Raw genomic sequence first — 21,838 nt, 5'->3', positions numbered from 1 at the left:
TTTGGCGCTGCGCCGCTCACCCATATCTGATTGGGCATACAGCGTCCCGCTGCAAAAATCAGGCCTGCGCGAGTGGGTACTGCTCTTTCAGCATCTTCAGCACCAGATCGCCCGCGACAGGCGCGCCGAACATGAAGCTTTGCACATATTCGCAACCCATCTGGCGCAATTCGAGCGCATCGCTCTGGTCGGAGATGCCTTCGGCGACCACCGACAGGCCAAGTTCATGCGCCATGTTGACCATGGAGCGCAGCAGCACCGCCCGCTTCGGCGTCGTGTCGTCGACAAAACTCTTGTCGATCTTGATCGTGTCGAAGGGAAAGCGCGTCAGGTAGGAAAGCGACGAATAGCCGGTGCCGAAATCGTCGAGCGACAGGCCGATGCCGAGATGCTTGAGCTTGTTCAGAACGTGGACCGCCTGCTCGGGATTATCCATCACCAGCGATTCGGTCAGTTCAAGGCGGAAGCAGCGCGGCTTGAGGTTGGCGCGGGCGATGACAGAGCGAACGTCGCTGACCAGATCGCGGCGGATAAGGTGCCGGCTGGACAGGTTTACCGACACGGATAGCGGCGCGTCGCTGATCTGCTTTTGCCAGGAGGCCAGGTCTTCGGCGGCTTTCTGCATGGCAAAAAGGCCGAGCTGCACGATCAGCCCGCAGCTTTCCGCGACGGGGATGAAGTCCGCCGGAGGGATCATACCGCGGCGCGGATGGTCCCAGCGTAAGAGGGCCTCGAACCCGGCGATGCTGTTGTCTTCGAGCCGCACGATCGGCTGGTAGGCCAGCGTGAACTCCTTGCGCTCGACGGCGCGGCGCAGGTCGGATTCAAATTGCAGCCGGTCCGACCCGACGGTGCGGAAAGCGGGGCGGAACGGCTCGATGCGGTCGCCGCCAAAGCGCTTGGCCTGATGCATGGCCAGTTCCGCGTCCTTGACCATGTCTTCGGCCGAAGTCTGCTCCGTGTTCCAGCTGATCAGCCCGATGGAGGCCGTCAGCACGATCTCGCGCTTGGCAAAGGTGATCGGCGCGTTGATCGCGTGCTTGATGGCATCCGCCACCGCCGCAATACGGCCGGTGTCCTGCTCGGAAAGAAGCATCAGGGCGAATTGGTCGCCGGCGAAGCGCGACAGCGAATCCTTCGGCTTGAGCAGGCGGTGAAGCCGGCGCGCGACGGTCAACAGGATGGTGTCGCCGGCCGAGATGCCCAAGCCGTCATTGACCTGCTTGAAACGGTCGATGTCGATGACGAAGACGGTAGGCCTCACTTTTTCCTCGGTGCGCGCGATCGAGATGACGGCTTCCAGCCGGTTCATCAGCAGTTCGCGGTTCGGCAGGCCGGTCAAATTGTCGTGCACGGCGTCGTGCAGCAGGCGTTCTTCGGACTTCTTGTGCTCGGTCACGTCAACCATGGTGCCGACGCAGCGGATGACTTCGCCGTCGGAACCGATGACCGGGCGGGCCCGCAGCGCAAACCAGTGATAATGGCCGTCCGCCCCGCGCAGGCGAAAGGTTTGGGAGATCTTGCCGCGCCTGTGCTCCAGGATGATGTCGAGCGTGGTGCGGAACGTATCGCGGTCGTCCGGGTGAAGCACGGGCAGCCAGTTGCGGGCAGCGCCGCCAAGGCTGTTGGGTGCAAGGCCAAGCTGCAGGCTGACATCGGGCCTTGTGACGACGCGGTCGCGCAGCACGTCCCAGTCCCACACCGTATCGCCGGAGCCGATGACGGCCATTGCCTGCCGTTCGAGGTCGGAGAACAGGCCCTGGTGCAGCGCGCCGCCGGCAAAGGCATGCTGCATGACCGTAAAGCCGATCAGCAGGATGATGAGGATCAATCCGCCGCCAAGTGCGGGCTGGGCGATGTCGTTGTCGAGAACGCCGGTAATCGCCATCCACGAGCCGGTCAGCCACAAAAGCACCATCACCCAGCTTGGCAGGAGCATGATGGCGCGGTCGTAACCGCGTATGCCCAGATAGACGATGAGACCAAGGCCAAGCAGCGCGGTGGCGGCGAAGGAAAGGCGCGCAATGCCGGCCGCGATCGCGGGATCGATGATGGCGATGCCGGCGATCAGCCCGAGCCCGGCAACCCAGGCCATCACCCCGTAGCTGAAATTGCCGTGCCAGCGGTTGAGATTGAGATAGGTGAACAGGAAGACGACGAAGGTGGCGGCAAGCCCCACCTCCGTTCCGGCGCGCCATATCTGCTCGTGGCCGGGCGATATCTGGATGATCTTGTTGAGGAAGCCGAAATCGATGCAGATATAGGCCAGTACGGCCCATGCCAGCGCCGCCGTGGCGGGAAACATCGACGTGCCCTTGACCACGAACAGGATGGTCAGGAACAGCGCCAGCAGGCCGGCAATGCCGATGACGATGCCGCGATACAGCGTGTAGGAATTGATCGTGTCCTTGTAGGCTTCAGGCTCCCACAGATAGACCTGCGGCAGCTTGGGCGAGGCAAGTTCGGCGATGAAAGTGACCACGGTGCCGGGGTTCAGCGTTACGCGGAATACGTCTGCGTCGGGGCTGGTCTGGCGGTCGAGCGCGAAGCCTTCGCTGGGCGTGATCGCCGCAATGCGGGTCGAGCCGAGGTCCGGCCAGAAGATGCCGGAATTCACCAGCCGGAAATGCGGCGCGACGATCAACCTGTCGAGTTGCTGGTCGGTCGTGTTGGCCAGCGCGAACACCGCCCAGTCGCCCGTCGAGCGCGTGTCGTTGGCCTCGACCTCGATGCGCCGCACGATGCCGTCAGGGCCGGGTGCTGTGGAAACCTGAAAATTCTCGCCCTGGTTCCGATAGATTTCGACGGCGCCGGAGAGATCGAGCGCCACGTCGTCGCGGGCGATCTTGATCGGCTCGATGGCATAGGTCGACGTAGCCGAACAGAACATCACGATAGCCGCGAGCACAAAGGAAACCAGCGATCTGATTCGCGGAGAGTTCGTCAAGATCAGCCCTTTGTTCACGCGCTCGGTGGGTCGTCGACGATCCGGGCGTAGAGATAATGGTCCTGCCAGAAGCCATTGATCCTGAGATAGGATCGCAACAGTCCTTCGCGCTGGAATCCGGCTTTTTCAAGCACCCTGATCGACCGGGCGTTGCCGGGAATACAGGCAGCTTCGATCCGGTGCAACCTCAGCGTATCGAAGGCGAAGCGCGCGAGCGTATTTACCGCGTCCGTCATCAGGCCTCGCCCGGCATAGCGCTCGCCGATCCAGTAGCCGATATGGCCGCTTTGCGTGACGCCGTGGCGTATGTTGCCGAGCGTGATGCCGCCGGCAAGCCTGCCGCTTTTTTCGAAAATGAAGAAGGCGACGGCCGTGCCCTGCCCATAATCCTCGCGGTAGCGATGGATGCGGTGGCGCCATGCGGCGCGCTCCAGTTCCTCCGGCGACCAGCGCGGCTCCCACGGCTCGAGGAACGAGCGGCTTTCCCCGCGCAAGGCGGCCCATTCGCGATAGTCGCCGATAGCCGGCACGCGCAGCGTGACGCGTTCACCCTTCAGTGCCGGAAGTTCGCGGCGTAGAAAGGGAAGCGCCAGCACGGCGATGGATCAGACGGCGCGCTTGCGGGCGGCCGCGCGCGATCCCGAAGCCAGGTCGAGCACGTCCTCGTAAGGCGCCAGCGTTCCCACCGGGCCGACGGCGGTGAGCGTCGGCCGGGTCGAAAACAGCCGCCCCGACAGATCGGTCAGCCTGCCGGTGTTCAGCGCGTCGAGCCGCTCCATCAGTTCTTCCTTGGCAACAGGGCGTCCGAACAGCAGCAACTGGCGGGCGATCTGCGAGGCGCGGCTGGACGGGCTTTCCGCCGACATGATGAGGCCGGCGCGGTATTGGGCGCGGGCGCGGTCAAGCTCGGCCTGCAGGATGTTTTCGCCGCAACTCTGCAATTCGTTCATGATGACCGGCACCAGTTCGCCGAGGCTGGTATGACCCGTGGCCGCGTGAACGCCAAAGATGCCGGTGTCGGAAAATCCCCAGTGGAATGCATAGACGGAATAGCACAGGCCGCGCTTTTCGCGGACTTCCTGGAACAGCCTAGAGGACATGCCGCCGCCGAGGATCATCGACAGCACCTGGCTGGCGTAGAAATCGCGCACATGATAGGCGCGGCCCTCGAAGCCCAGCACGATCTGCGCATCCATCAGGTCGCGGTGCTCGCGAAAATCACCGCCGACATATTGCGCATATTGCGGCATCGTGCCGTCGGCCTTGCTGCGGAAGCCGCCGAGCCGTTTCTCCACTTCGCGCACGAACGCGTCGTGCTTGACGTCGCCCGCCGCCACCACGACCATCCGGTCAGCGCCGTATTGGCGGCCGATATAGTCGTGCAACTGCGCCGAGGTGAAGGATTTGACCGTCTCCGGCGTACCCAGGATGGAGCGCCCCAATGTCTGGTGGCGAAAGGCGGTTTCGGTGAAATGGTCGAAGACGACGTCGTCGGGCGTGTCGTGGGCCGCGCCGATTTCCTGCAGGATGACGTGCTGCTCGCGCTCCAGTTCGTTCGGGTCGAATTCCGACTCCTGGAGAATGTCGGCGAGAATATCGACTGCCAGCGGCACGTTGTCGCGCAGCACCCGCGCGAAATAGGACGTGGTCTCGACGCTGGTCGCGGCGTTGATCTCGCCGCCGACATCCTCGATCTCGGAGGCGATCTCGAACGCGCTTCGCCGTTTGGTCCCCTTGAACGCCATGTGTTCAAGAAGATGCGCCATTCCGTGCTCTTCGTCGCGCTCGTTGCGTGCGCCTGATTTGATCCAGACCCCGAGAGCGACCGATTCAATGCTTGGAAGGGTTTCGGTGGCGACTGTCAGGCCGTTCGACAGACGGCTTACCTCTACACCCATATAAAAAAGACTCCTTAACGCGCCGCCCTTGTGCGGCGGTGGATGTAATCTTCCAACATTTTCAACTCAGATGGAAGTACCGAGTATTTTTCTTCCGAATCCATCAGCCCGCCCAGCCATGCGGGCAGGGCCGGCGATACGCCGCTGGCCGCCTCGACGGCCGCCGGGAATTTCGCCGGATGCGCCGTGCCAAGCACCACCATCGGCACCGGGCCGGCATGGCTCGCCGCGACGTGGACCGCCGTGGCCGTATGCGGATCGAGCAGATAATTCGATTTCCCGAGTGTCGAGCGGATCGTCGCCGCCGTCTCTTCCATCGTCGCACGTCCGGCGTCGAATTCGGCGCGGATATTGGCTATTCCCGCGGCTTCGAGCGTGAAAGCGCCGGACTGTTTCAGCCCATCCATATAGCGCCGCACGGTCGCGGCATCGCGGCCGCTGGATTCAAACAGCAGCCGTTCGAAATTCGACGACACCTGAATGTCCATGGAAGGCGAGGTGGTCGCGATGACGCCCTTGGTCGTGTAGGCGCCGGTGGCAAGCGTGCGTGCCAGAATGTCGTTGTCGTTGGTGGCGATGACCAGTTTTTCAATCGGCAGCCCCATCTTCTTGGCGGCGTAGCCGGCGAAAATATCGCCGAAATTACCGGTCGGCACGGTGAACGAAACCGGCCGGTCGGGGCCGCCAAGCGAAAGTGCCGACGAGAAATAATAGACGATCTGGGCCATGATTCGCGCCCAGTTGATCGAATTGACGCCCGACAGTGCAACCCCGTCGCGGAAGGTATGGTCGTTGAACATAGCCTTTACCAGACCCTGGCAATCGTCGAAATTGCCTTCGATGGCGAGCGCGTGGACATTGCTTTCCGTCGATGTCGTCATCTGCCGCTGCTGCACGGGCGATACTTTGCCATGCGGGAACAGAATGAAGATGTCGGTGCGGTCGCGCCCGGCGAACGCGTCGATGGCAGCCCCGCCGGTATCGCCCGAGGTCGCCCCGACGATGGTGGCATGCTGGCCGCGCTCGGCCAAAACATGGTCCATCAGCCGGGCCAGCAATTGCATGGCCACGTCCTTGAAGGCGAGGGTTGGACCGTGGAAAAGCTCGAGCACGAAGCTGTTCGGGCCAAGCTGCACCAGCGGGCAGACGGCTTCGTGCCGGAATGTGGCATAGGCCTCGCGCACGAGACGCTCGAACACGGGCGCCGCGATCTCGCCGCCAAGGAAAGGGGTAAGCACCCTTATGGCAAGGTCGGGATAGGAAAGGCCACGCATGGCTCGGATCTCGGCTTGGGAAAAATGCGGCCACTCGCGCGGGACATAGAGGCCGCCGTCGCGCGCCAGCCCCGCCATCACGGCGTCGGAAAAACCGAGAACGGGTGCTTCCCCGCGTGTACTCACATAGTGCATTGTCAGCCGTCCGTTGGTGCCGGGCTTGCCGGGTTGCAGCAAGGTAGTGGATTTATCCGCTTCGTCAGTCGCATTTTTGCCGTTCGGTTGCTATAGGTCCCCAACTTTGCGAGAGGGAAGCGCAGTCCATGATCTTTCGTTCTTTTAACGGCCGCTTTTTGGCTGGTGTTGTGTTGTCAGGCTTTATGCTCGCCGTCGCGGGTTGCCAGTCAAGCGACAAGGGTGTCTTAGGCGTCGGCGGCGACCAGCAGGCGAAGGTGGAGGATACGCGCGTGAAGGCGAGCGATCTTCTGGCTTATTGCCCGGCGATCACGCTGCGCGCCGGTACTGCTTATTACAATACCTACGCCAAGGGCGGCAAGAAGAAGGCCGACGCGGCGGATGCAGAACAGGACGCATCGGCAGACATCGTCTATCAGGCCGCGATCACCGAGGTGACGCGCGATTGCAGCCGCAATGCGGGCCAGATGACGTTGAATATCGCCGTGGCCGGCAAGGTCGTCCCCGGCCCGAAGGGCGCACCCGGCACCATCACCATGCCGATCCGCGTGGTTGTCGTGCATGGCTCGGACGTGCTTTATTCCCAGCTTCACCAGTACAAGCTGCAGGTAAGCGACATGTCGGCGGCCACGCAGTTCGTGTTCAACGACCCGAACGTCGTCGTGCCGGAACCCGCCGCCAAGGACTACCAGGTCTTCGCCGGTTACGACGAAGGCCCGGTGGACAAAAAGAAGAAGTAGGCTCTCAAGCGTCGGCCGACCACGCCGACAGCGCTTCGATCACGCTTTTCAGTTCCGGCCAGCGCCGTATCACCGTTTCGGCACCCGCCTCGGTCAGGGCGTCCGCGTGGCCAAGATAGCTGTGAGACGCTCCGGTGAAGCCGATCACCCGCATGCCGGCCGCCCTTGCGCCGGCAACGCCATGCACCGAATCCTCGATGACGAAGCAGCGGGCGGGATCGGCGCCCAGGGTCTTGGCCGCGTGCAGGAAAACGTCCGGCGAAGGTTTGGTCTTTCCCGTCGGCGTTTCCAGCGCGGAAAAGATGCGGCCGGCAAACAGCGGCAGCAGGCGCACCCGTTCCAACATGAATTCAATTCGTTCGGTGCGCGAGTTGGAGCAGATGCAAAACGGCACCGGAACGGCGGCCACTGCCTCATGCACGCCTTCGATGGCGCGCACCTCGGCCCGCAGTTTGCGGTCCACCAACTCATCGGCGCGGTCGATCAGCGATATCTGGAACGGAATCTTGGAGATTTCCTCGACCCGGATCAGCACGTCCTTGAAGGTCAGGCCGGCATAGGTTTCGGCCAGTTCTTCAGCCGATATCTCGAACCCCGCATCCGTCAGCAGTTCGGCTTCGACGCGGGCGGCAATGATTTCGGAATCGACGAGGACGCCGTCGCAATCGAAAATGACAAGATCTGGCTGGTGCATGGTTATCCGGGACTGGGAGAATTCGGGCGGGGGCGGCATACACCAAGCAGGGTGCGGCGGCAAATTCGGCAGCTACTTCATTAAATATTTACGCAGAACGGTAACCATAACGAGGCGTAAACAGTAACCGTGTGCCTCGGGTGTAATCATGTCTGCCGTGCGTCTCCTCGCCGACCTCTCCCATGCTCCGCAGCAGTCCGAATGGCTGGACACCATCCTCAAGGGTGACTGTGTCGCCGCGCTAGACCGCCTGCCGGAAAAGTCGGTCGACGTGATTTTCGCCGACCCGCCCTATAATCTCCAGCTTGACGGGGACCTGCACCGGCCGGACCAGTCCAAGGTCGATGCGGTGGACGATGCCTGGGACCAGTTCGACAGTTTCGAGGCCTATGACGCCTTCACCCGCGCCTGGCTTCTGGCGGCGCGCCGCGTGCTGAAGCCCAACGGCACCATCTGGGTCATCGGCTCCTACCACAATATTTTCCGCGTCGGCGCCAAGCTGCAGGACCTCGGTTTCTGGATCCTGAACGACGTCATCTGGCGCAAGACCAATCCGATGCCGAATTTTCGCGGGCGTCGCTTCCAGAACGCGCATGAGACGATGATCTGGGCGTCGCGTGACCAGAAGGGCAAGGGCTACACGTTCAACTATGAATCGCTGAAGGCGTCGAACGATGACGTACAGATGCGTTCGGACTGGCTTTTTCCGATCTGCACCGGCGGCGAGCGTCTCAAGAACGACGATGGCGACAAGCTGCACCCGACGCAAAAGCCGGAGGCGTTGCTTGCCCGCATCATGATGGCTTCGACCAAGCCGGGCGACATCGTGCTCGACCCGTTCTTCGGTTCGGGAACGACGGGTGCCGTGGCCAAGCGGCTCGGCCGGCATTTCGTCGGCATCGAGCGCGAGCAGAAATATATCGATGGCGCGCGCGCACGCATCGATGCGGTCACCACGCTGGACCGCGCCGACCTGACCGTGCTGTCGGGCAAGCGCGCCGAACCGCGCGTCGCCTTTGTCAGCCTGCTCGATACCGGTCTGCTGACGCCGGGCGCCACGCTTTACGATTCGCGCAAGCGCTGGACGGCGAAAGTGCGCGCCGACGGCACGGTGGCGATCGGCGAGGCCGCCGGCTCGATCCACAAGATGGGCGCGCAGGTGCAGGGGCTGGATGCCTGCAACGGCTGGACGTTCTGGCACTATGAGCGCAATGGCGGCCTGACCCCGATCGACGAGCTTCGCCGCATCGCCCGCCTCGGCATGGAGCGGGCGGGGTGAGCGATCGTCCCGTCGCAGGCGGCGGCGCGGCAGCCGCAATCGCCCGGTTGAATCAAATTCTTAAACGCCGCCGCGAAGCGATTCAAATCATGCGGCGATTCCGTACCCGTTAAGGTCCGACTTCAGCTTTTCGGCACCCGTAAACAGCACTGCCTGCCAACCGGCGGCGAAGGCGCCGTCGACATTGGGCTGGCTGTCGTCGATGAACAGCGTCGCAGCCGGGTCGAGGTCGAATGACGCGATGTGGTGATCGTAAATTGCGCGCTCCGGCTTGATCTGGCGGATTTCACCCGACACCGTTACCCCGCGCGGGCGATGCAGGAACGGGAAACGCTGCCGCGCCTCGACGAAGGTATCGGCGGCGAAATTGGTCAGCATGGTCACGTCGTGGCCACCGTCGATCAACCTGTCCATCAGCGCCACGCTGTCCTCATAGGCATGCGGTACCATGGCGTTCCAATGGCGGCGGAAGTTGCGGATGTTTTCCGCGTGGTCCGGATGCGCGGCAATCGCGAGCGCCTCGGCTTCCGCCCAGGACCGACCGCGATCCTGCTCGATGTTCCATTCATGCGTGCAGACATTCTCGAAAAACCATTTCCGCTCATTCGCATCCGGGATCAGCCTGCTGAACGGAATGTTTGGATCGTAGTGGATCAACACCTTGCCGATGTCGAAAACGATGTGGCGGATTTCAGTCATGCTGGTCTCTTCGCTATTTTCTTCGTCGCGCCCGGAATGGCGGCTTCGATGGCCTTTTTCATGACCGTGGGCAAAGCTTCGCCTGAAATGTCGGCCGGCGGCGACCAGAACGCACCGGCAGGAGCCGCAATGTCCGTTTCCGCCCGGAACACGTCCAGTTCGAGCGAAAAATGCGTGAAAACATGGCCGATTCGCCCCGTCTTTTGCCAGTTCCCGGCAAAAGGAGCGGCATCCGGCGTCGTTTCGCCGTCGATTCGCGACGTCCAGCCGGTGGTCGGCACCTCGGTCATGCCGCCAAGCAAGCCCTTGTCGGGACGTTTTCGCAGCAGGATCGCGCCGTCGCTCCGAACCGCCACGAACGCCGCGCCCCTACGCTGCGGCTTGGCCGTCTTGACTGCGCGAACCGGGAAGAACTCCGGGTCGCCCGAATTCGTTGCATCGCAATCGTCGCGAAGCGGGCACAGCATGCAGCGCGGCTTTTTGGGTGTGCAGATGGTCGCGCCGAGGTCCATCATCGCCTGCGCAAAATCGCCCGGCCGCGTGACCGGCGTCAGCCGTTCGACATGCGCGCGGATTTCGACCTTCGCTTGCGGCAAGGGCGTGGTGATCGAAAACAGCCGGGAAACGACCCGCTCGATATTGCCGTCGACAACGGCGGCCGGGCGATCGAAGGCGATGGCCGCAATTGCGGCGGCCGTATAGGGGCCGATGCCGGTCAGGTCGCGCAGACCTTCCTCCGTATCGGGAAATTTCCCGCCAGAAGCGGCGACGCGGTCGGCGCAGGCCTTAAGGTTGCGGGCGCGCGAATAATAGCCAAGCCCGGCCCATGCCTTCATCACGTCCTCGGTTTCAGCCGCCGCCAGCGCTTCCACGGTCGGCCATTTTTCGACGAATGCGTGGAAATAAGATCTGACCGTCTGCACGCCGGTCTGTTGAAGCATCACCTCGGAAAGCCAGACGCGGTAGGGATCAGGCCGCACCCCGCGCGCCAGATCGCCGGGCGGCACGCGCCACGGCAATTCGCGATGGTGCCGGTCGTACCAGGCGAGCAGGCGGGAGGCGACGAGGCCGTCATTGCCCGGCACGGCCTTGCGGGTCTGGTGTTGCGGTGCCATTGATCGGAAAGATTGGCTTTCGTGCCGGTTGGATTGGAGTTGGACAAACGCATGGCACGCAAACCATCCTTCAGCAATCCCGTTCCGGTGAGCGATCTTGCCGCCCGCATCCTCGATCCGGTGCTGCGCAAGCGCGCCGGCATCTCGATCGGACTGGTGCAATCCTGGGACGAGATCGCCGGGCCGCGCCTTAGCCGTCACTCCCGGCCGGAAAAGATCCAGTGGCCGCGCCGCATGCACGAGGACGACCCGTTCCAGCCAGCGGTTCTGGTCATCGCCTGCGAAGGCATGGCGGCACTCCATTTGCAGCACGAGACGGCTGAGGTCATTGCCCGCGTCAATTCCTTCCTCGGTTTCAATGCCATCGGCCGCATCAAGATCGTGCAGAAGCCGCTGACCGGGGCAAAGGAAAAGCACAAACCCACGTTCCGGCCGCTTACCGTGCCGGAGCAAAAGAAGCTGGCGAGCACAGTCGGCCTGATCGAGGACGACGGCCTGCGCGCCTCGCTGGAGCGGCTGGGCGCGACGATTCTGGGAGAAAAGAAATAAAACTCGCGGTTTCGTGATCGTGGCGTCAACTTTTCGCGCTTGGATTGCGCGCGGCCATGCCTTAATTCGCGCCAACATTCGCTTTCATGTAGTTTCATTGCAAAATCCGATTCCAATCAGGTGATTCAAATGAACCGTTCCTTGTCCCGCAGGTCCGTCCTCTCCACGCTGGCCGCTGTGCCGGCGGTAATGGTGCTTGGAGCATGCAGCGATTCCGGTGAGGAGGCGAAGGCGGCCGAGGTCAAGCCAGCCGACGCCATGAAGCCAGCCGACGCGATGAAACCCGCTGACGCCATGAAGCCGGCGGTGGCCGCCCCGGAATCCTCGGGCTCCGTCGACATGACTGAGCTGCTTAAGCCCGGCGCTTTGCCCGACGAGGTCATGGGCGAGGCCGATGCCAAGGTTACGGTGGTCGAATACGCGTCGATGACCTGCCCACATTGCGCGCATTTTGCCGAGACGACCTTCCCGGAAATGAAGAAGAAGTACATCGACACCGGCAAGGTACGCTACATTTTGCGCGAGTTCCCGTTCGACCCGCGCGCCGAGGCCGGTTTCATGCTGGCGCGTTGCTCCGGCGATAATTATTTCGCGATGGTCGATGTGCTGTTCAAGCAACAGGCCAATTGGGTCGCGGTCGACAACGTCAAGGATTCGCTGTTGCAACTGTCCAAGCTGGCTGGTTTTACACAGGAGAGCTTCGACAAATGCTTGACGGACCAGAAGCTTCTTGACCAAGTGAGAGCGGTGCAGAAGCGCGGCGCCGACGAGTTCAAGGTGGACTCGACGCCGACCTTCTTCATCAACGGGAAGACCTACAAGGGGGCGTTGTCGATTGACGAAATTTCGGCGGTTATCGATCCGCTGCTCTAACGTCTCGGCTGTTCTGTTTCAGGCGCGCCTTGCCGCGCGCCTGCGACGGGCGATGCGCGCATGAAATTCTCGCGCCTTCGCCTTCTCGGTTTCAAATCCTTCGTCGAACCCGGCGAATTCGTCATCGAGCGCGGCTTGACCGGCGTGGTCGGGCCGAACGGCTGCGGCAAGTCCAACCTCGTCGAAGCGCTACGCTGGGTGATGGGCGAAAACTCCTACAAGAACATGCGCGCGTCCGGCATGGACGACGTGATCTTTTCGGGATCGGGCACGCGCCCGGCGCGCAACACCGCCGAAGTCACGCTTTTCCTCGATAATTCCAACCGTACCGCGCCCGCCGCTTTCAACGATGCCGACGAGTTGCAGGTGTCGCGCCGCATCGAGCGCGAGGCCGGCTCGGTCTACCGCATCAACGGCAAGGAAGCCCGCGCCAAGGACGTGCAACTGCTTTTTGCCGACCAGTCGACCGGCGCGCGTTCGCCCTCCATGGTCGGGCAGGGCCGCATCGGCGAACTGATCCAGGCCAAGCCGCAAGCCCGCCGCGCGCTGCTGGAAGAGGCGGCCGGCATTTCCGGCCTGCATACCCGCCGCCATGAAGCCGAATTGCGGCTGGGGGGCGCGGAGCAGAACCTTGAGCGGTTGGAGGATGTCGTTGGGCAGTTGGAAAGCCAGATCGAGAGCCTGAAACGGCAGGCACGCCAGGCCTCGCGCTTCAAGAGCCTGTCGGCCGACATCCGCAAGGCCGACGCGACGCTGCTGCATCTGCGCTGGTCGCAGGCCAAGGCGCAGGAGGGCGAGGCGCACTCGGCGCTGGCGACGGCAACCGCGCTGGTCGGCGACCGCGCCGCCGCGCAAATGGCTGCCGCGAAGGAACAGGGCATCGGCGCGCACCATCTGCCGGAATTGCGCGAGGCGGAAGCCGCCGCCGCCGCCGCCTTTCAGCGCCTGTCTATCGCCCGGACGCAGATCGAGGAAGAAGCCGGCCGCATCGGCCAGCGCCAGGCCGAACTCGACCGGCGGCTGCAGCAACTGGACGCCGACATAGAGCGCGAAGAGCGCATGGTTTCCGACAATGCCGATATTCTGGAGCGTCTGGCCGGTGAGGAGCAGGCGCTCCATGCGGAAAATGCCGGCGCTGCCGAGCGCGAGGCCAACACCCGCACCGCCTTCGAGCAGGCTGCGGCGACGTTGGAACGCAGCGAGGCGACGCTGACCAAATTGACCGCCGAAAAGGCGGAAGCGGCGGCCTCGCGCACGCAGATCGAACGCAGCCTGCGCGAAACCGCCGAGCGCCGCGACCGTTTTGCCGGCCAGTTGGCCGAAGTCGACCGCGAACTCTCCGATATTTCTTCGCGCATCGCCGGCCTTGTCGATCCGGCTGAAAAGAAGCTGCTGGTCGAACAGGCTGAGGCGGCGCTGGAGGAAACGGAGGCTGCCGCTGAACACGCCGAGCAGGCGGTGGAGGATGCCCGCGCTGCCGAGTCCGGCGCGCGCACGCCGTTGCAGGATGCCAAGGCGGTACTCGCCGGCATCGAAACCGAAGCGCGCACGCTGGCAAGAATGCTCAATGCGGCGAGCGGCGATCTCTTCCCCGCCGTGCTGGAAAAGATCAGCGTCGAGCGCGGTTTCGAGACGGCCTTGGGCGCAGCTTTGGGCGAAGACCTCGACGCGCCGCTCGACCGCAGCGCGCCGGTGCATTGGGGCGAGGGCGCTGTTCAGCCCGGCGACCCCGCCTTGCCGCAGGGCGTGCAGAGCCTTGCCAGCGTCGTCAACGCACCCGGTCAGTTGGCGCGCCGGCTGGCGCAGATCGGCATTGTCGAGGACAGCGAGGGTCGCAGGCTTCAAGGGCAGCTTGCGCCGGGACAAAGGCTGGTCAGTCGCGCGGGCGCGCTGTGGCGTTGGGACGGTTTTTGCGCGAGCGCCGATGCGCCGACGGCGGCAGCTTTGCGCCTCGAACAGAAGAACAGGTTGGCCGAACTGGATGCGGAAGCCATCCAGGCGACGCTCAAAGTTCGCGGCGCCGAGGAAGCGCTGGCCAAGGCCGAGGCAGCTCTTCGCCTTGCCGGCGAAGCGGAGCGCGACGCACGCCAAGGCTGGCGCGATGCGCAGCATGCGCTGGACGCCGCCCGCAGCGCCTTGGCGCAGGCCGAACGGGCCTCGGGCGAACTGTCCAGTCGCCGCGCTGCTCTGGACGAGGCGCGCTCGCGGGTCGTCGATAGCCACGAGGAAGCGGCGGCGGCCGTGATCGAGGCGGAAGAACTGTTGCAGGACGCCGCCGATCTGAGCGATCTGCAAGCCCGGCTGGAGCAGGCGGCGGCCCATGTCTCGCGCGAGCGCTCGGCTCTTGCCGATGCGCGCGCCGTGCATGAAGGCTTGAAGCGCGAGGCCGAGGCGCGGACGCGCCGGCTGGAGGCCATCAATGCCGAGCGCCGCAACTGGTTGGCGCGCGCCGAAAATGCCTCCGCGCAGATCGCATCGCTTGGCGAGCGCAAGGCGGAAGCCGAGGCGGAGCGCGAAAAGCTGGCCGACGCGCCGGACGAGATTGATGCACGGCGGCGCGCTCTGCTGTCGCAGATCGCTGAAGCGGAAACGCTGCGCAAGGCCGCTGGCGACCGCTTGGCGGAGGCGGAAAGCCGGCAGGCCACGTTCGACAAGTCTGCCATCGCCGCCATTCAGGGACTGGCCGAGGCGCGGGAGGCACGGGCGCGCGCCGAAGAACGCCTGACCGCCGCCGACGAGCGCCGCGCCGAAGTCGAGGCGCGCATCCAGGAAACGCTGAACACGCCGCCGCATCTCGTCATCCGCCACACCGGGCTGGAAGCCGACAGCCCGCTGCCGGACGTCAACGAAGTCGAGCGCCAGCTGGAGCGGCTGAAGATCGAGCGCGAGCGGCTGGGCGCGGTCAATCTGCGCGCCGAGGAAGAACAGCAGGAACTGTCCGACAAGCTCGAGGCCATCGTCTCCGAGCGCGAGGACATTATCGAGGCGATCCGAAAGCTGCGGCAGGCGATCCAGAGCCTGAACCGCGAAGGCCGCGAGCGGCTGCTGGCCGCATTTGACGCGGTCAATGTGCATTTCCAGCGGCTTTTCTCGCATCTGTTCGGCGGCGGCACGGCCGAACTGCAACTGATCGAGTCCGATGATCCGCTCGAAGCCGGCCTCGAAATCCTCGCCCGCCCGCCCGGCAAGAAGCCGCAGACGATGACGCTGCTTTCCGGCGGCGAGCAGGCGCTGACGGCCATGTCGCTGATCTTCGCCGTGTTCCTGACCAATCCAGCACCCATCTGCGTGCTCGACGAAGTCGACGCGCCGCTCGACGATCAGAATGTCGAGCGCTTCTGCAACCTGATGGATGAAATGGCGGCTTCGACCGAAACGCGCTTCGTCATCATCACGCATAACCCGATCACTATGGCGCGCATGAACCGCCTGTTCGGCGTGACGATGGCGGAGCAGGGGGTGAGCCAGCTTGTGTCGGTGGACCTTCAGGCTGCCGAGGCGATGCGCGAGGCAAGCTGACCGCCATTCTGACGAGGCGATTGTATCAGCGCGCGGGGGCTATTTCGCCCGTTCTTCGATGAACCTGTGGATGTAGCGGCTTGGGCGCGGCACAGCCTGGGCATTGGCATCGGCCATAGCGACCGACTGGTGGGTTTTGCGGCGAATGAGATGACCGGTGCCCGGAACCACCTTGTGAACGACGCCGCGGCTGATCGTTTGCATGTTCCAGGCCCAATCCTCGAAGCCGAAGCCTTCGCTTAAATCTGATTCTGGATAGGGATTGTCGAGGTAGATCTCGCGCGCGGCAAAGCTCAGCGCCGTCCAAAAATTCTCGATCATCAGGCCGGCGGGCCGGAATAGCACATCCTCCATATCGACATGGACGAACAGGCGCTTTTCCGCGCCGAAATAGAGGTTCACTTCCGGGTGCCAGACGGTCGGAGCCGGGCGCGCGCCCGCCACGTTGGCCGCGCTTGCCAGCCAGTCCATGCCCCAAAGATCGTCGGCGTCGAGAAAGGCGACATAATGCCCGCTGGCGACGGACACCCCATGATTGCGCGACAGGCCGGGGTCGCCGAAATCCACGGCTTCCATCCGCAAGCCATCGGGACCGTGAGCCCTGACGACCTCGCGGGTCAGCGCATCCGCGCGATCCAGAACCGCGACAGTTTCAACCTCGTACCCGGCTTTTTCGGCCAGCGCCGCTGCGCGTTTCAGGCTTTCCAGCGACGGCTTTGCCAGCATCCCCTCGCGATGCGCAGTCAGTACCGCCGTTATCGATCCCCGCCCCATTCAGCAGTCCCCCGGTCGTATGCGGTTGCGAGGCGAGAATTTCCCGGTAGCGCTTCCAGTCATGGTTTTCACGTAGCCGCCCCCGCATGGCTTCGACACGCGTAACGGCCTGTCGGGGCCTATCCCGGATCTCGCCTAGCGCCTTCACATAGGGCGCCGGATCGTTCGTATCGGCAATCAGCCAGCCCGTCTGCTTGTCGACCAGTTCGCCGATCCCGCCGACATCGGGTGCTACGATGGGCAATCCGGCTGCGGCACTTTCCAGCAATATGTTCGGGATACCGTCCCATAGCGACGTATAGACGAACGCATCGTATTCTCCCAAGGGGAGCCTGTCGAAGCGTTCGAATGGCCCGTGGAAATGCACATGTTCGTGGCGTGCCGCAAGCTCGTCGAGCCAGCCTTCAAGCGCATGGCTGCCGCGCCCCCAGATGTGGAACTCGATCTCCGGTGCGGCCTCCGTGATGCGTATCAAGAGGTCGATGTTTTTCTGCGGCGCGATCCGGCTTGCCCACAGCACACGCAGCAATTGGCCTTTCTTGCGCGCGCGCCTCGCGATCTTGGCCGGTGCAGGCGCCGGCTGGCGCAGGACGACCAGCCGCGCCTGAAGCTCGGCCGGAATGCCGAATTGTTGCGTAACCTCTTCGATATAGGACGCATTGTCGAAATAGATTCCGGCCAGAAAGGGCAGGCAATGACGCAGATAGGTATCGGCATAGCCGCTGCGCCGCCGGTCCGTAGGCGAGAAATCCGGGCAGAACAGCATGGCGTACAGCCGGCTGAAATGCTGGAGCTTGCGGCCGCCGCGCCTGACCGCCTCCCAGCAGGCCTGGCTGTTGACGTTGAGCACCGTGTCGGGCTGCAGGCTGCGAATGAGCAGGTCGACCAGTTCGGCACGCTCTGCCTGCGACAGCGCCGGCTCGATGCGGGAAAGCGAGATCAGCGAAACACCTTCCGGCAGCAGATGCGGCGCTTCCTCCCGGTCATGGTCGGTCAGCACCACCAGAACGGATGCCGCGCCATACGTCTCGGCCAGGGCGCGGATGGCGTGGCAGGCGACGAGATCGGCCCCGCCATGCAAAAGCCATGGCAGGAAGACGACATGGCGCGGCGGCGATGCGAGCGTTTCGACAATATGCTCGAAACAGCGCGACACCCGACTGTTCCTGCGCGCATCGACCACGTCGAGCCGGCCGGCATCGGCGAAATAATCCGCGCCATAAAGCTCCGGGTCCAGATCCTCGACGCCGGCCAGCGTATGCCTGGCAATTTCCAGGGCGCGGGCAGGCTGCTTGGCAATGCGGCCTTCTTCCAGCCCATGGTCGATGAAATGGATAAGCGGATTGAGCCCGACGACGTCGGGATAGCGCATCTGGTACCATTCGGCGTTGAAATCGGGGCCCGGCGAACGGCCCTCCAGCGCGCCATGCACCAGATAGTGCAGCAGCGCGGGATAGTTGGCGGCCGCCACATCGGGATGATGATCGAGATACCATTCGGCATCGAACAGGCCGGAGGCGAGGATGCGGTCGGCCTCGCTGGGCGGCGAGGCGTGAATCTCCAGCCCCCGCGCGCGGCCGTGCTTCAAATAGTGAACGAGCGGATTGAGCTTCGAATTGCGCGCATCGACATGCTGGTCGAGATAGCGCCCTGTATCGAACGACCGGCTGGGCGAAAGCCGATGCTTGCGGCCATGCTGCAGGAAATGCCGGAGCGGATCGACCTCGTCTCGCGCCAGAAGCGATGACGCCTTGATCTCTCTGAAGATCGTGCCGCTTGCATTATTTTCCTTCACTAAAGCAGTCAGATTCCTCTAACAGCTTGTCGAGTTGTGATGTTCATCAGTGAATTCGCTCAAGTTGCAATATTAAGCATAAACCCCTCCGCTCGCCACCGTCCCCGCTGCGTCGCCGGGCAGGAAATCCGCTCCCTTGCCGAAGAGGTTGATGACGCCGTTGGTGCTGGCGAGGTAGCGACTGCCGGTGGCCGAGCCTGACAGGCTGAGGTTCCACAAGGAAATCGTTGCGCAATTGATGGCGCACAGGAACTGGGTAAAGGCCGGCGTGCCTGCGAGCATGAATGTACGATTGGTGCCGGTGAGCACGGCCGGTCCGCTCAGGCCGACGTGGCGGCGTCCGCCGCCCGTTATCACGTAGTCCTGCTCGATGGTGATCCGGCAAGGGCTTTCGGAATTGATGTGATCGGCATTGGCGCCGACCGTCCCGAATTCGACGGCGCCGATGCTGAGTTGCGCGCCGATCCCGATCTGCAATGCATGCATCCAGTCCGCCGGAAAATCGAACTTCACGCCGGTGATCGATAAATGTGCGCCGTTGTCGACGAGGGTGCCGGAATTGAGCACCACATTGGCCGGCGTAGTTTCATTGCCAAGAATCGAGAGCGTGCCGCCACCAAGCAACGGGCGGCTGAGCGTCGCGCCGGCATAGTTGCCGTCGGCGAGTTGGATCACGACATTGTAGATTGAGCAATCGAGCTTGCCGGCCTCATCGACGGCCTTCTGCAAGGTGGCAAAGGCCGTGCCCGCCGTCAGGCCGTTATTGGCATTGGAGCCGGTGGTTGCCACGTAGAATGTACGGTTTGCGGTCAGCGACTCGCGTAGGCCGGTCACGCCGGATGGAAAGGTCGCCTTACCGGTCGCCCGTTCTATCACCAGCGCCTCGGTGAAGGCCGCGCCATCGGCGCTGACTTTGACATGAAAATCGTCGTCGCCGGCAAGTCCGAATTCGGCACGGCCCGAAAAGCCGGTCTGGAACAGCACCGAAGCGGTGTCGCCGGCGTCGGCTTTGTTGATCTTGATCTGGTGCCCAGCACCCTCATGGGTGAATAGCGAGGCCGCCGACGACAGCGCCAAACGGTTGCCCGCGTCTGCGGTAGCGTTCACGCCCAAACGAGCCATGTTCTGCAATTCGTCGAGATTGGCCGCATAATCGGACCAGCCCGAGCTGTTCCGGAAAAGCAGCGCGTTTTCGTCCAGTGCATAGGCCAGCCAGCCGTCGCGTGGCGCGTGGAAGGTCCAGCCTCCGTCCTGCCATGCTGCGATTGCGCCGCCGTGGCCGCTCCACGCGCCAGTGGCATCCACCGGCACAATGTAACGGTCGCCAGGCTGCGGGGAAACCGGAGGAATTTCCACGGTTCTGCTGATGGCGGCCAACTGGATTAAGGCGTCCAGCGCGCGTAGAGCCTCGTTGTGCGTCACATGCTTCTGTGCCTGAGAAGGCATGAGATAAGGAAGATTGAGATTTTCGGTAGAATCCATGTTTGCCACTCCAGATTGCCAGTGGCACAAGTATAGGTAGGGCTTTCGAGGTGTGGATAAGCTCAGGTCGAAAATGGCTGGGGCGCCAGGACAGTAATCCAGTATCTTCTAAGGCATTGTTTTCGCATAAATCATTGTAGTTATTGACATATTTTTCCCGAAACTGTAACACCTGACTGTAACACCGGGATGCTACACGGGGACCGAAATGGCACGCATAAGTTACCTCTTGAGACGCGGCGCAACCTACTATGCTCGCGCCAAAGTTCCGGCCGATCTTATCGACGTGATGGGCAAGCGCGAGCTTGTGAAGGCACTTGGCACCAAAGACGAGAACGAAGCCAAGCGCCTCTTATGGCCGGTGGTCGAGGCATGGAACCGGCAGTTTGATGACATGCGTTCGCGCCGTATGTTGACGCCAGACGACAAGGCCGATGCCGTTTGGCAGCACTACACCGGCACCCTTGAGCGCGATGAGCAATCACGGCAGCAAGCGCCGACTAGCGCCGAAATTGAGGCCGCGACCGAACAAGCCGTTGAACGCGCGCAGCGCGAGAACATCGACGTGCGCGACCCGTTGGCAGTGCTGGACGCCAGTCTTGACGTGATGTTGCTGAAGCGCCGGCGCGAATTCGACGCGCAGGCCCGCCAAGTGAAGCTCGACGCCATGCGTAAGCATCTTGTCGAAGGGGAAACGGCGCTGATTGCCGATGAGGTTGAAGATTACATCGACCGCAACAAACTTCTGATTGACCCGCTATCCCCAGATCGTGGCGACCTCGCCCGGAAGATGATGCGTGCGGAAATCGAAGGCTTAGAGCGCAGCCTTGAGCGTGACCGTGGCGACTATAGCGGCTCGCCGCGCGACCCTATCGTGAAGCCCGCCACTGGCACGTCGCGCGAGCAGGCGAAGCCCGGCGAAACCATCATGGAGATTTTCGAGCAATACTCCCGCGAGAACCCGAAGGCCATCACCGCCGACACGCTGAATCAGGCTCGCCGCGACATCGGAACCTTTGTAGATCATGTCGGCAGCACTTGCCCGATTCACCGGATCGACAAGAAGGCAGTCCGTGAGTGGAAGGCGCTTTTAATGCGCTATCCGGTGAAGGCCACCGAAAGCAACGCCTTCGCTGGCATGAAGCTTGCGCAGATCGTTCGGCACAATGAGAAGGTCGGTAAGCCGGTGATCACGCCGCGCACCGTCAACCGCTACCTGTCGAGCCTTGGCGCTTTTTGTGGTTGGCTGGTTTCGCATGGATACCTCGACCAGAACCCGACCACCGGAATGTCGCTGGCAAAGGAAAAGAAGCGGACCACGATCCCTTTCACGACTGACCAGTTGAACACCCTGTTCAAGTCGCCGCTGTTCACCGGATGCCAAAGCGCCGACGAATGGCGCAATGTCGCCAAGCCCGGCAACGTCCGTATCCGTGATCACCGCTATTGGGTTCCGCTGATCATGCTTTATTCCGGCGCTCGCCCAGCAGAGATAGCGCAGCTTGCCCTTGCAGACGTTCGGCAGGAACACGGCCATTGGATCATGCACATCACCACGGAAGGCGACGGCGGCAAGAGCACCAAGAATGAAGGTTCAATGCGCGTCGTGCCTATTCACCCCGAATTGGTCCGGCTCGGTTTCCTGAAGTATCGCGACGGCATGGAAACGGCAGGGCAGCAACGCCTGTTCCCGCGCGCCGAACGCAATTCGCGCGGGCAGATGATTGCCGACTTCAGCCGGGAATTTGGGCGCTATCTCACGCGGCTCGGCATGAAGGAGGGACGCGGCCTATCGCTTTACAGCTTCCGCCACGGCGCGGCCGATGCCCTTCGCCGGGCCGGCCATCTAGACGAACAGTTCGGGTTCATCCTTGGACATACCAGCGCAACCATGACCGGACGTTACGGCATTATGCCTCAAGGAATGCTTCAGCAGCGCGTCGAATTGGTGAACTCGATTGCCTATTCCGGCCTGACGATTGATCACCTTGTATGAATTAATTCCTATTATTATAGGAAAATAGTCCTTTTCTACTTGCCGCGCGAATCAACCTATGAGAGAATC

At 62.8% G+C, this 21,838-nt stretch carries 16 protein-coding genes; 6 read left to right on the top strand and 10 right to left on the bottom strand.

Features of this window, described 5'->3' with window-relative positions; genetic code table 11:
* Window positions 1-58 precede the first annotated feature (58 nt).
* From ACX3P1_RS15755 to thrC, 4 genes are read right to left on the bottom strand one after another with little or no spacing between them, the layout of a single operon-like run.
* Window positions 59-2,947 (bottom strand): EAL domain-containing protein, encoded by a 2,889-nt coding sequence (locus tag ACX3P1_RS15755; RefSeq protein WP_459080534.1) that lies wholly within the window; start codon window positions 2,945-2,947, stop codon window positions 59-61.
* Between the two features lie 14 nt (window positions 2,948-2,961).
* Window positions 2,962-3,543 carry a GNAT family N-acetyltransferase gene (locus tag ACX3P1_RS15750; RefSeq protein ID WP_459080533.1) on the bottom strand — a complete coding sequence of 194 codons (582 nt, stop codon included), beginning with the start codon at window positions 3,541-3,543 and terminating at the stop codon, window positions 2,962-2,964.
* 9 nt (window positions 3,544-3,552) lie between these two features.
* Window positions 3,553-4,845: a M16 family metallopeptidase gene (locus ACX3P1_RS15745; protein ID WP_459080532.1), complete on the bottom strand. Its 1,293-nt coding sequence runs from the start codon at window positions 4,843-4,845 to the stop codon at window positions 3,553-3,555.
* Between the two features lie 14 nt (window positions 4,846-4,859).
* Complete coding sequence (gene thrC / locus ACX3P1_RS15740) at window positions 4,860-6,254, bottom strand: threonine synthase (RefSeq protein WP_459080644.1); 1,395 nt, start codon at window positions 6,252-6,254, stop codon at window positions 4,860-4,862.
* A 128-nt stretch (window positions 6,255-6,382) separates the two neighbouring features.
* Between thrC and ACX3P1_RS15735 the strand changes: the two genes are divergently transcribed.
* Window positions 6,383-6,994, top strand: coding sequence for a hypothetical protein (locus ACX3P1_RS15735; RefSeq protein WP_459080531.1), 612 nt, complete (start codon window positions 6,383-6,385; stop codon window positions 6,992-6,994).
* Window positions 6,995-6,998: 4 nt separating this feature from the next.
* Here the strand turns inward: ACX3P1_RS15735 and ACX3P1_RS15730 are convergent, their stop codons facing one another.
* Window positions 6,999-7,688: an HAD family hydrolase gene (locus ACX3P1_RS15730; RefSeq protein WP_459080530.1), complete on the bottom strand. Its 690-nt coding sequence runs from the start codon at window positions 7,686-7,688 to the stop codon at window positions 6,999-7,001.
* A gap of 148 nt (window positions 7,689-7,836) precedes the next feature.
* On the opposite strand from ACX3P1_RS15730, the gene ACX3P1_RS15725 reads away from it, so the two are divergent.
* Window positions 7,837-8,967 (top strand): DNA methyltransferase, encoded by a 1,131-nt coding sequence (locus tag ACX3P1_RS15725; RefSeq protein WP_459080529.1) that lies wholly within the window; start codon window positions 7,837-7,839, stop codon window positions 8,965-8,967.
* A gap of 87 nt (window positions 8,968-9,054) precedes the next feature.
* On the opposite strand, the gene ACX3P1_RS15720 is transcribed toward ACX3P1_RS15725, so the two are convergent.
* Both ACX3P1_RS15720 and mutY read right to left on the bottom strand, forming a co-directional pair.
* Window positions 9,055-9,666, bottom strand: a complete 612-nt coding sequence (locus tag ACX3P1_RS15720) for an HAD family hydrolase (protein WP_459080528.1) — start codon at window positions 9,664-9,666, stop codon at window positions 9,055-9,057.
* On the bottom strand, window positions 9,663-10,781 hold the full coding sequence (gene mutY, locus ACX3P1_RS15715) for an A/G-specific adenine glycosylase (protein WP_459080527.1): 1,119 nt from the start codon (window positions 10,779-10,781) through the stop codon (window positions 9,663-9,665). The genes ACX3P1_RS15720 and mutY overlap by 4 nt, the downstream gene beginning before the upstream one ends.
* A gap of 51 nt (window positions 10,782-10,832) precedes the next feature.
* Here mutY and ACX3P1_RS15710 point away from each other — a divergent pair, with 51 nt between their 5' ends.
* The 3 genes from ACX3P1_RS15710 to smc all read left to right on the top strand — a co-directional run bounded on the left by ACX3P1_RS15710 (window position 10,833) and on the right by smc (window position 15,722).
* Window positions 10,833-11,330, top strand: coding sequence for a DUF721 domain-containing protein (locus tag ACX3P1_RS15710; RefSeq protein WP_459080526.1), 498 nt, complete (start codon window positions 10,833-10,835; stop codon window positions 11,328-11,330).
* Window positions 11,331-11,459: 129 nt separating this feature from the next.
* A complete protein-coding gene (locus ACX3P1_RS15705; protein WP_459080525.1) occupies window positions 11,460-12,203 on the top strand; it encodes a DsbA family protein in 744 nt (247 codons plus the stop codon).
* A gap of 60 nt (window positions 12,204-12,263) precedes the next feature.
* Entirely contained in the window at window positions 12,264-15,722 is a 3,459-nt protein-coding gene (smc, locus tag ACX3P1_RS15700; protein ID WP_459080524.1) for a chromosome segregation protein SMC, read from the top strand.
* A 39-nt stretch (window positions 15,723-15,761) separates the two neighbouring features.
* Here the strand turns inward: smc and ACX3P1_RS15695 are convergent, their stop codons facing one another.
* The 3 genes from ACX3P1_RS15695 to ACX3P1_RS15685 form a co-directional block, all read right to left on the bottom strand.
* Complete coding sequence (locus ACX3P1_RS15695) at window positions 15,762-16,448, bottom strand: glycosyltransferase (RefSeq protein WP_459080523.1); 687 nt, start codon at window positions 16,446-16,448, stop codon at window positions 15,762-15,764.
* The gene (locus ACX3P1_RS15690) at window positions 16,375-18,291 is read right to left on the bottom strand and encodes a glycosyltransferase family 4 protein (protein ID WP_459080522.1); all 1,917 of its coding nucleotides are present in this window, start codon (window positions 18,289-18,291) and stop codon (window positions 16,375-16,377) included. The genes ACX3P1_RS15695 and ACX3P1_RS15690 overlap by 74 nt, the downstream gene beginning before the upstream one ends.
* A 72-nt stretch (window positions 18,292-18,363) precedes the next feature.
* Window positions 18,364-19,773, bottom strand: coding sequence for a DUF2793 domain-containing protein (locus ACX3P1_RS15685; RefSeq protein ID WP_459080521.1), 1,410 nt, complete (start codon window positions 19,771-19,773; stop codon window positions 18,364-18,366).
* 208 nt (window positions 19,774-19,981) lie between these two features.
* On the opposite strand from ACX3P1_RS15685, the gene ACX3P1_RS15680 reads away from it, so the two are divergent.
* A complete protein-coding gene (locus ACX3P1_RS15680; protein ID WP_459080520.1) occupies window positions 19,982-21,769 on the top strand; it encodes a DUF6538 domain-containing protein in 1,788 nt (595 codons plus the stop codon).
* The last annotated feature ends 69 nt before the right edge of the window (window positions 21,770-21,838 follow it).

Source organism: Mesorhizobium sp. A623 (assembly GCF_054489405.1).
Note: the sequence above shows the minus strand (reverse complement) of the source record. Positions and strands in the feature narration are given on the sequence as shown.

Excerpts from the sequence above, each read along its gene's own strand:
- ACX3P1_RS15680 (WP_459080520.1), top strand. The coding sequence starts at position 19,982 with ATGGCACGCATAAGTTACCTCTTGAGACGCGGCGCAACCTACTATGCT.
- ACX3P1_RS15695 (WP_459080523.1), bottom strand. The coding sequence starts at position 16,448 with ATGCTGGCAAAGCCGTCGCTGGAAAGCCTGAAACGCGCAGCGGCGCTG.
- ACX3P1_RS15720 (WP_459080528.1), bottom strand. The coding sequence starts at position 9,666 with ATGACTGAAATCCGCCACATCGTTTTCGACATCGGCAAGGTGTTGATC.
- ACX3P1_RS15730 (WP_459080530.1), bottom strand. The coding sequence starts at position 7,688 with ATGCACCAGCCAGATCTTGTCATTTTCGATTGCGACGGCGTCCTCGTC.
- smc (WP_459080524.1), top strand. The coding sequence starts at position 12,264 with ATGAAATTCTCGCGCCTTCGCCTTCTCGGTTTCAAATCCTTCGTCGAA.
- ACX3P1_RS15705 (WP_459080525.1), top strand. The coding sequence starts at position 11,460 with ATGAACCGTTCCTTGTCCCGCAGGTCCGTCCTCTCCACGCTGGCCGCT.
- ACX3P1_RS15745 (WP_459080532.1), bottom strand. The coding sequence starts at position 4,845 with ATGGGTGTAGAGGTAAGCCGTCTGTCGAACGGCCTGACAGTCGCCACC.
- ACX3P1_RS15710 (WP_459080526.1), top strand. The coding sequence starts at position 10,833 with ATGGCACGCAAACCATCCTTCAGCAATCCCGTTCCGGTGAGCGATCTT.
- mutY (WP_459080527.1), bottom strand. The coding sequence starts at position 10,781 with ATGGCACCGCAACACCAGACCCGCAAGGCCGTGCCGGGCAATGACGGC.
- ACX3P1_RS15725 (WP_459080529.1), top strand. The coding sequence starts at position 7,837 with ATGTCTGCCGTGCGTCTCCTCGCCGACCTCTCCCATGCTCCGCAGCAG.
- ACX3P1_RS15685 (WP_459080521.1), bottom strand. The coding sequence starts at position 19,773 with ATGGATTCTACCGAAAATCTCAATCTTCCTTATCTCATGCCTTCTCAG.
- ACX3P1_RS15735 (WP_459080531.1), top strand. The coding sequence starts at position 6,383 with ATGATCTTTCGTTCTTTTAACGGCCGCTTTTTGGCTGGTGTTGTGTTG.
- thrC (WP_459080644.1), bottom strand. The coding sequence starts at position 6,254 with ATGCACTATGTGAGTACACGCGGGGAAGCACCCGTTCTCGGTTTTTCC.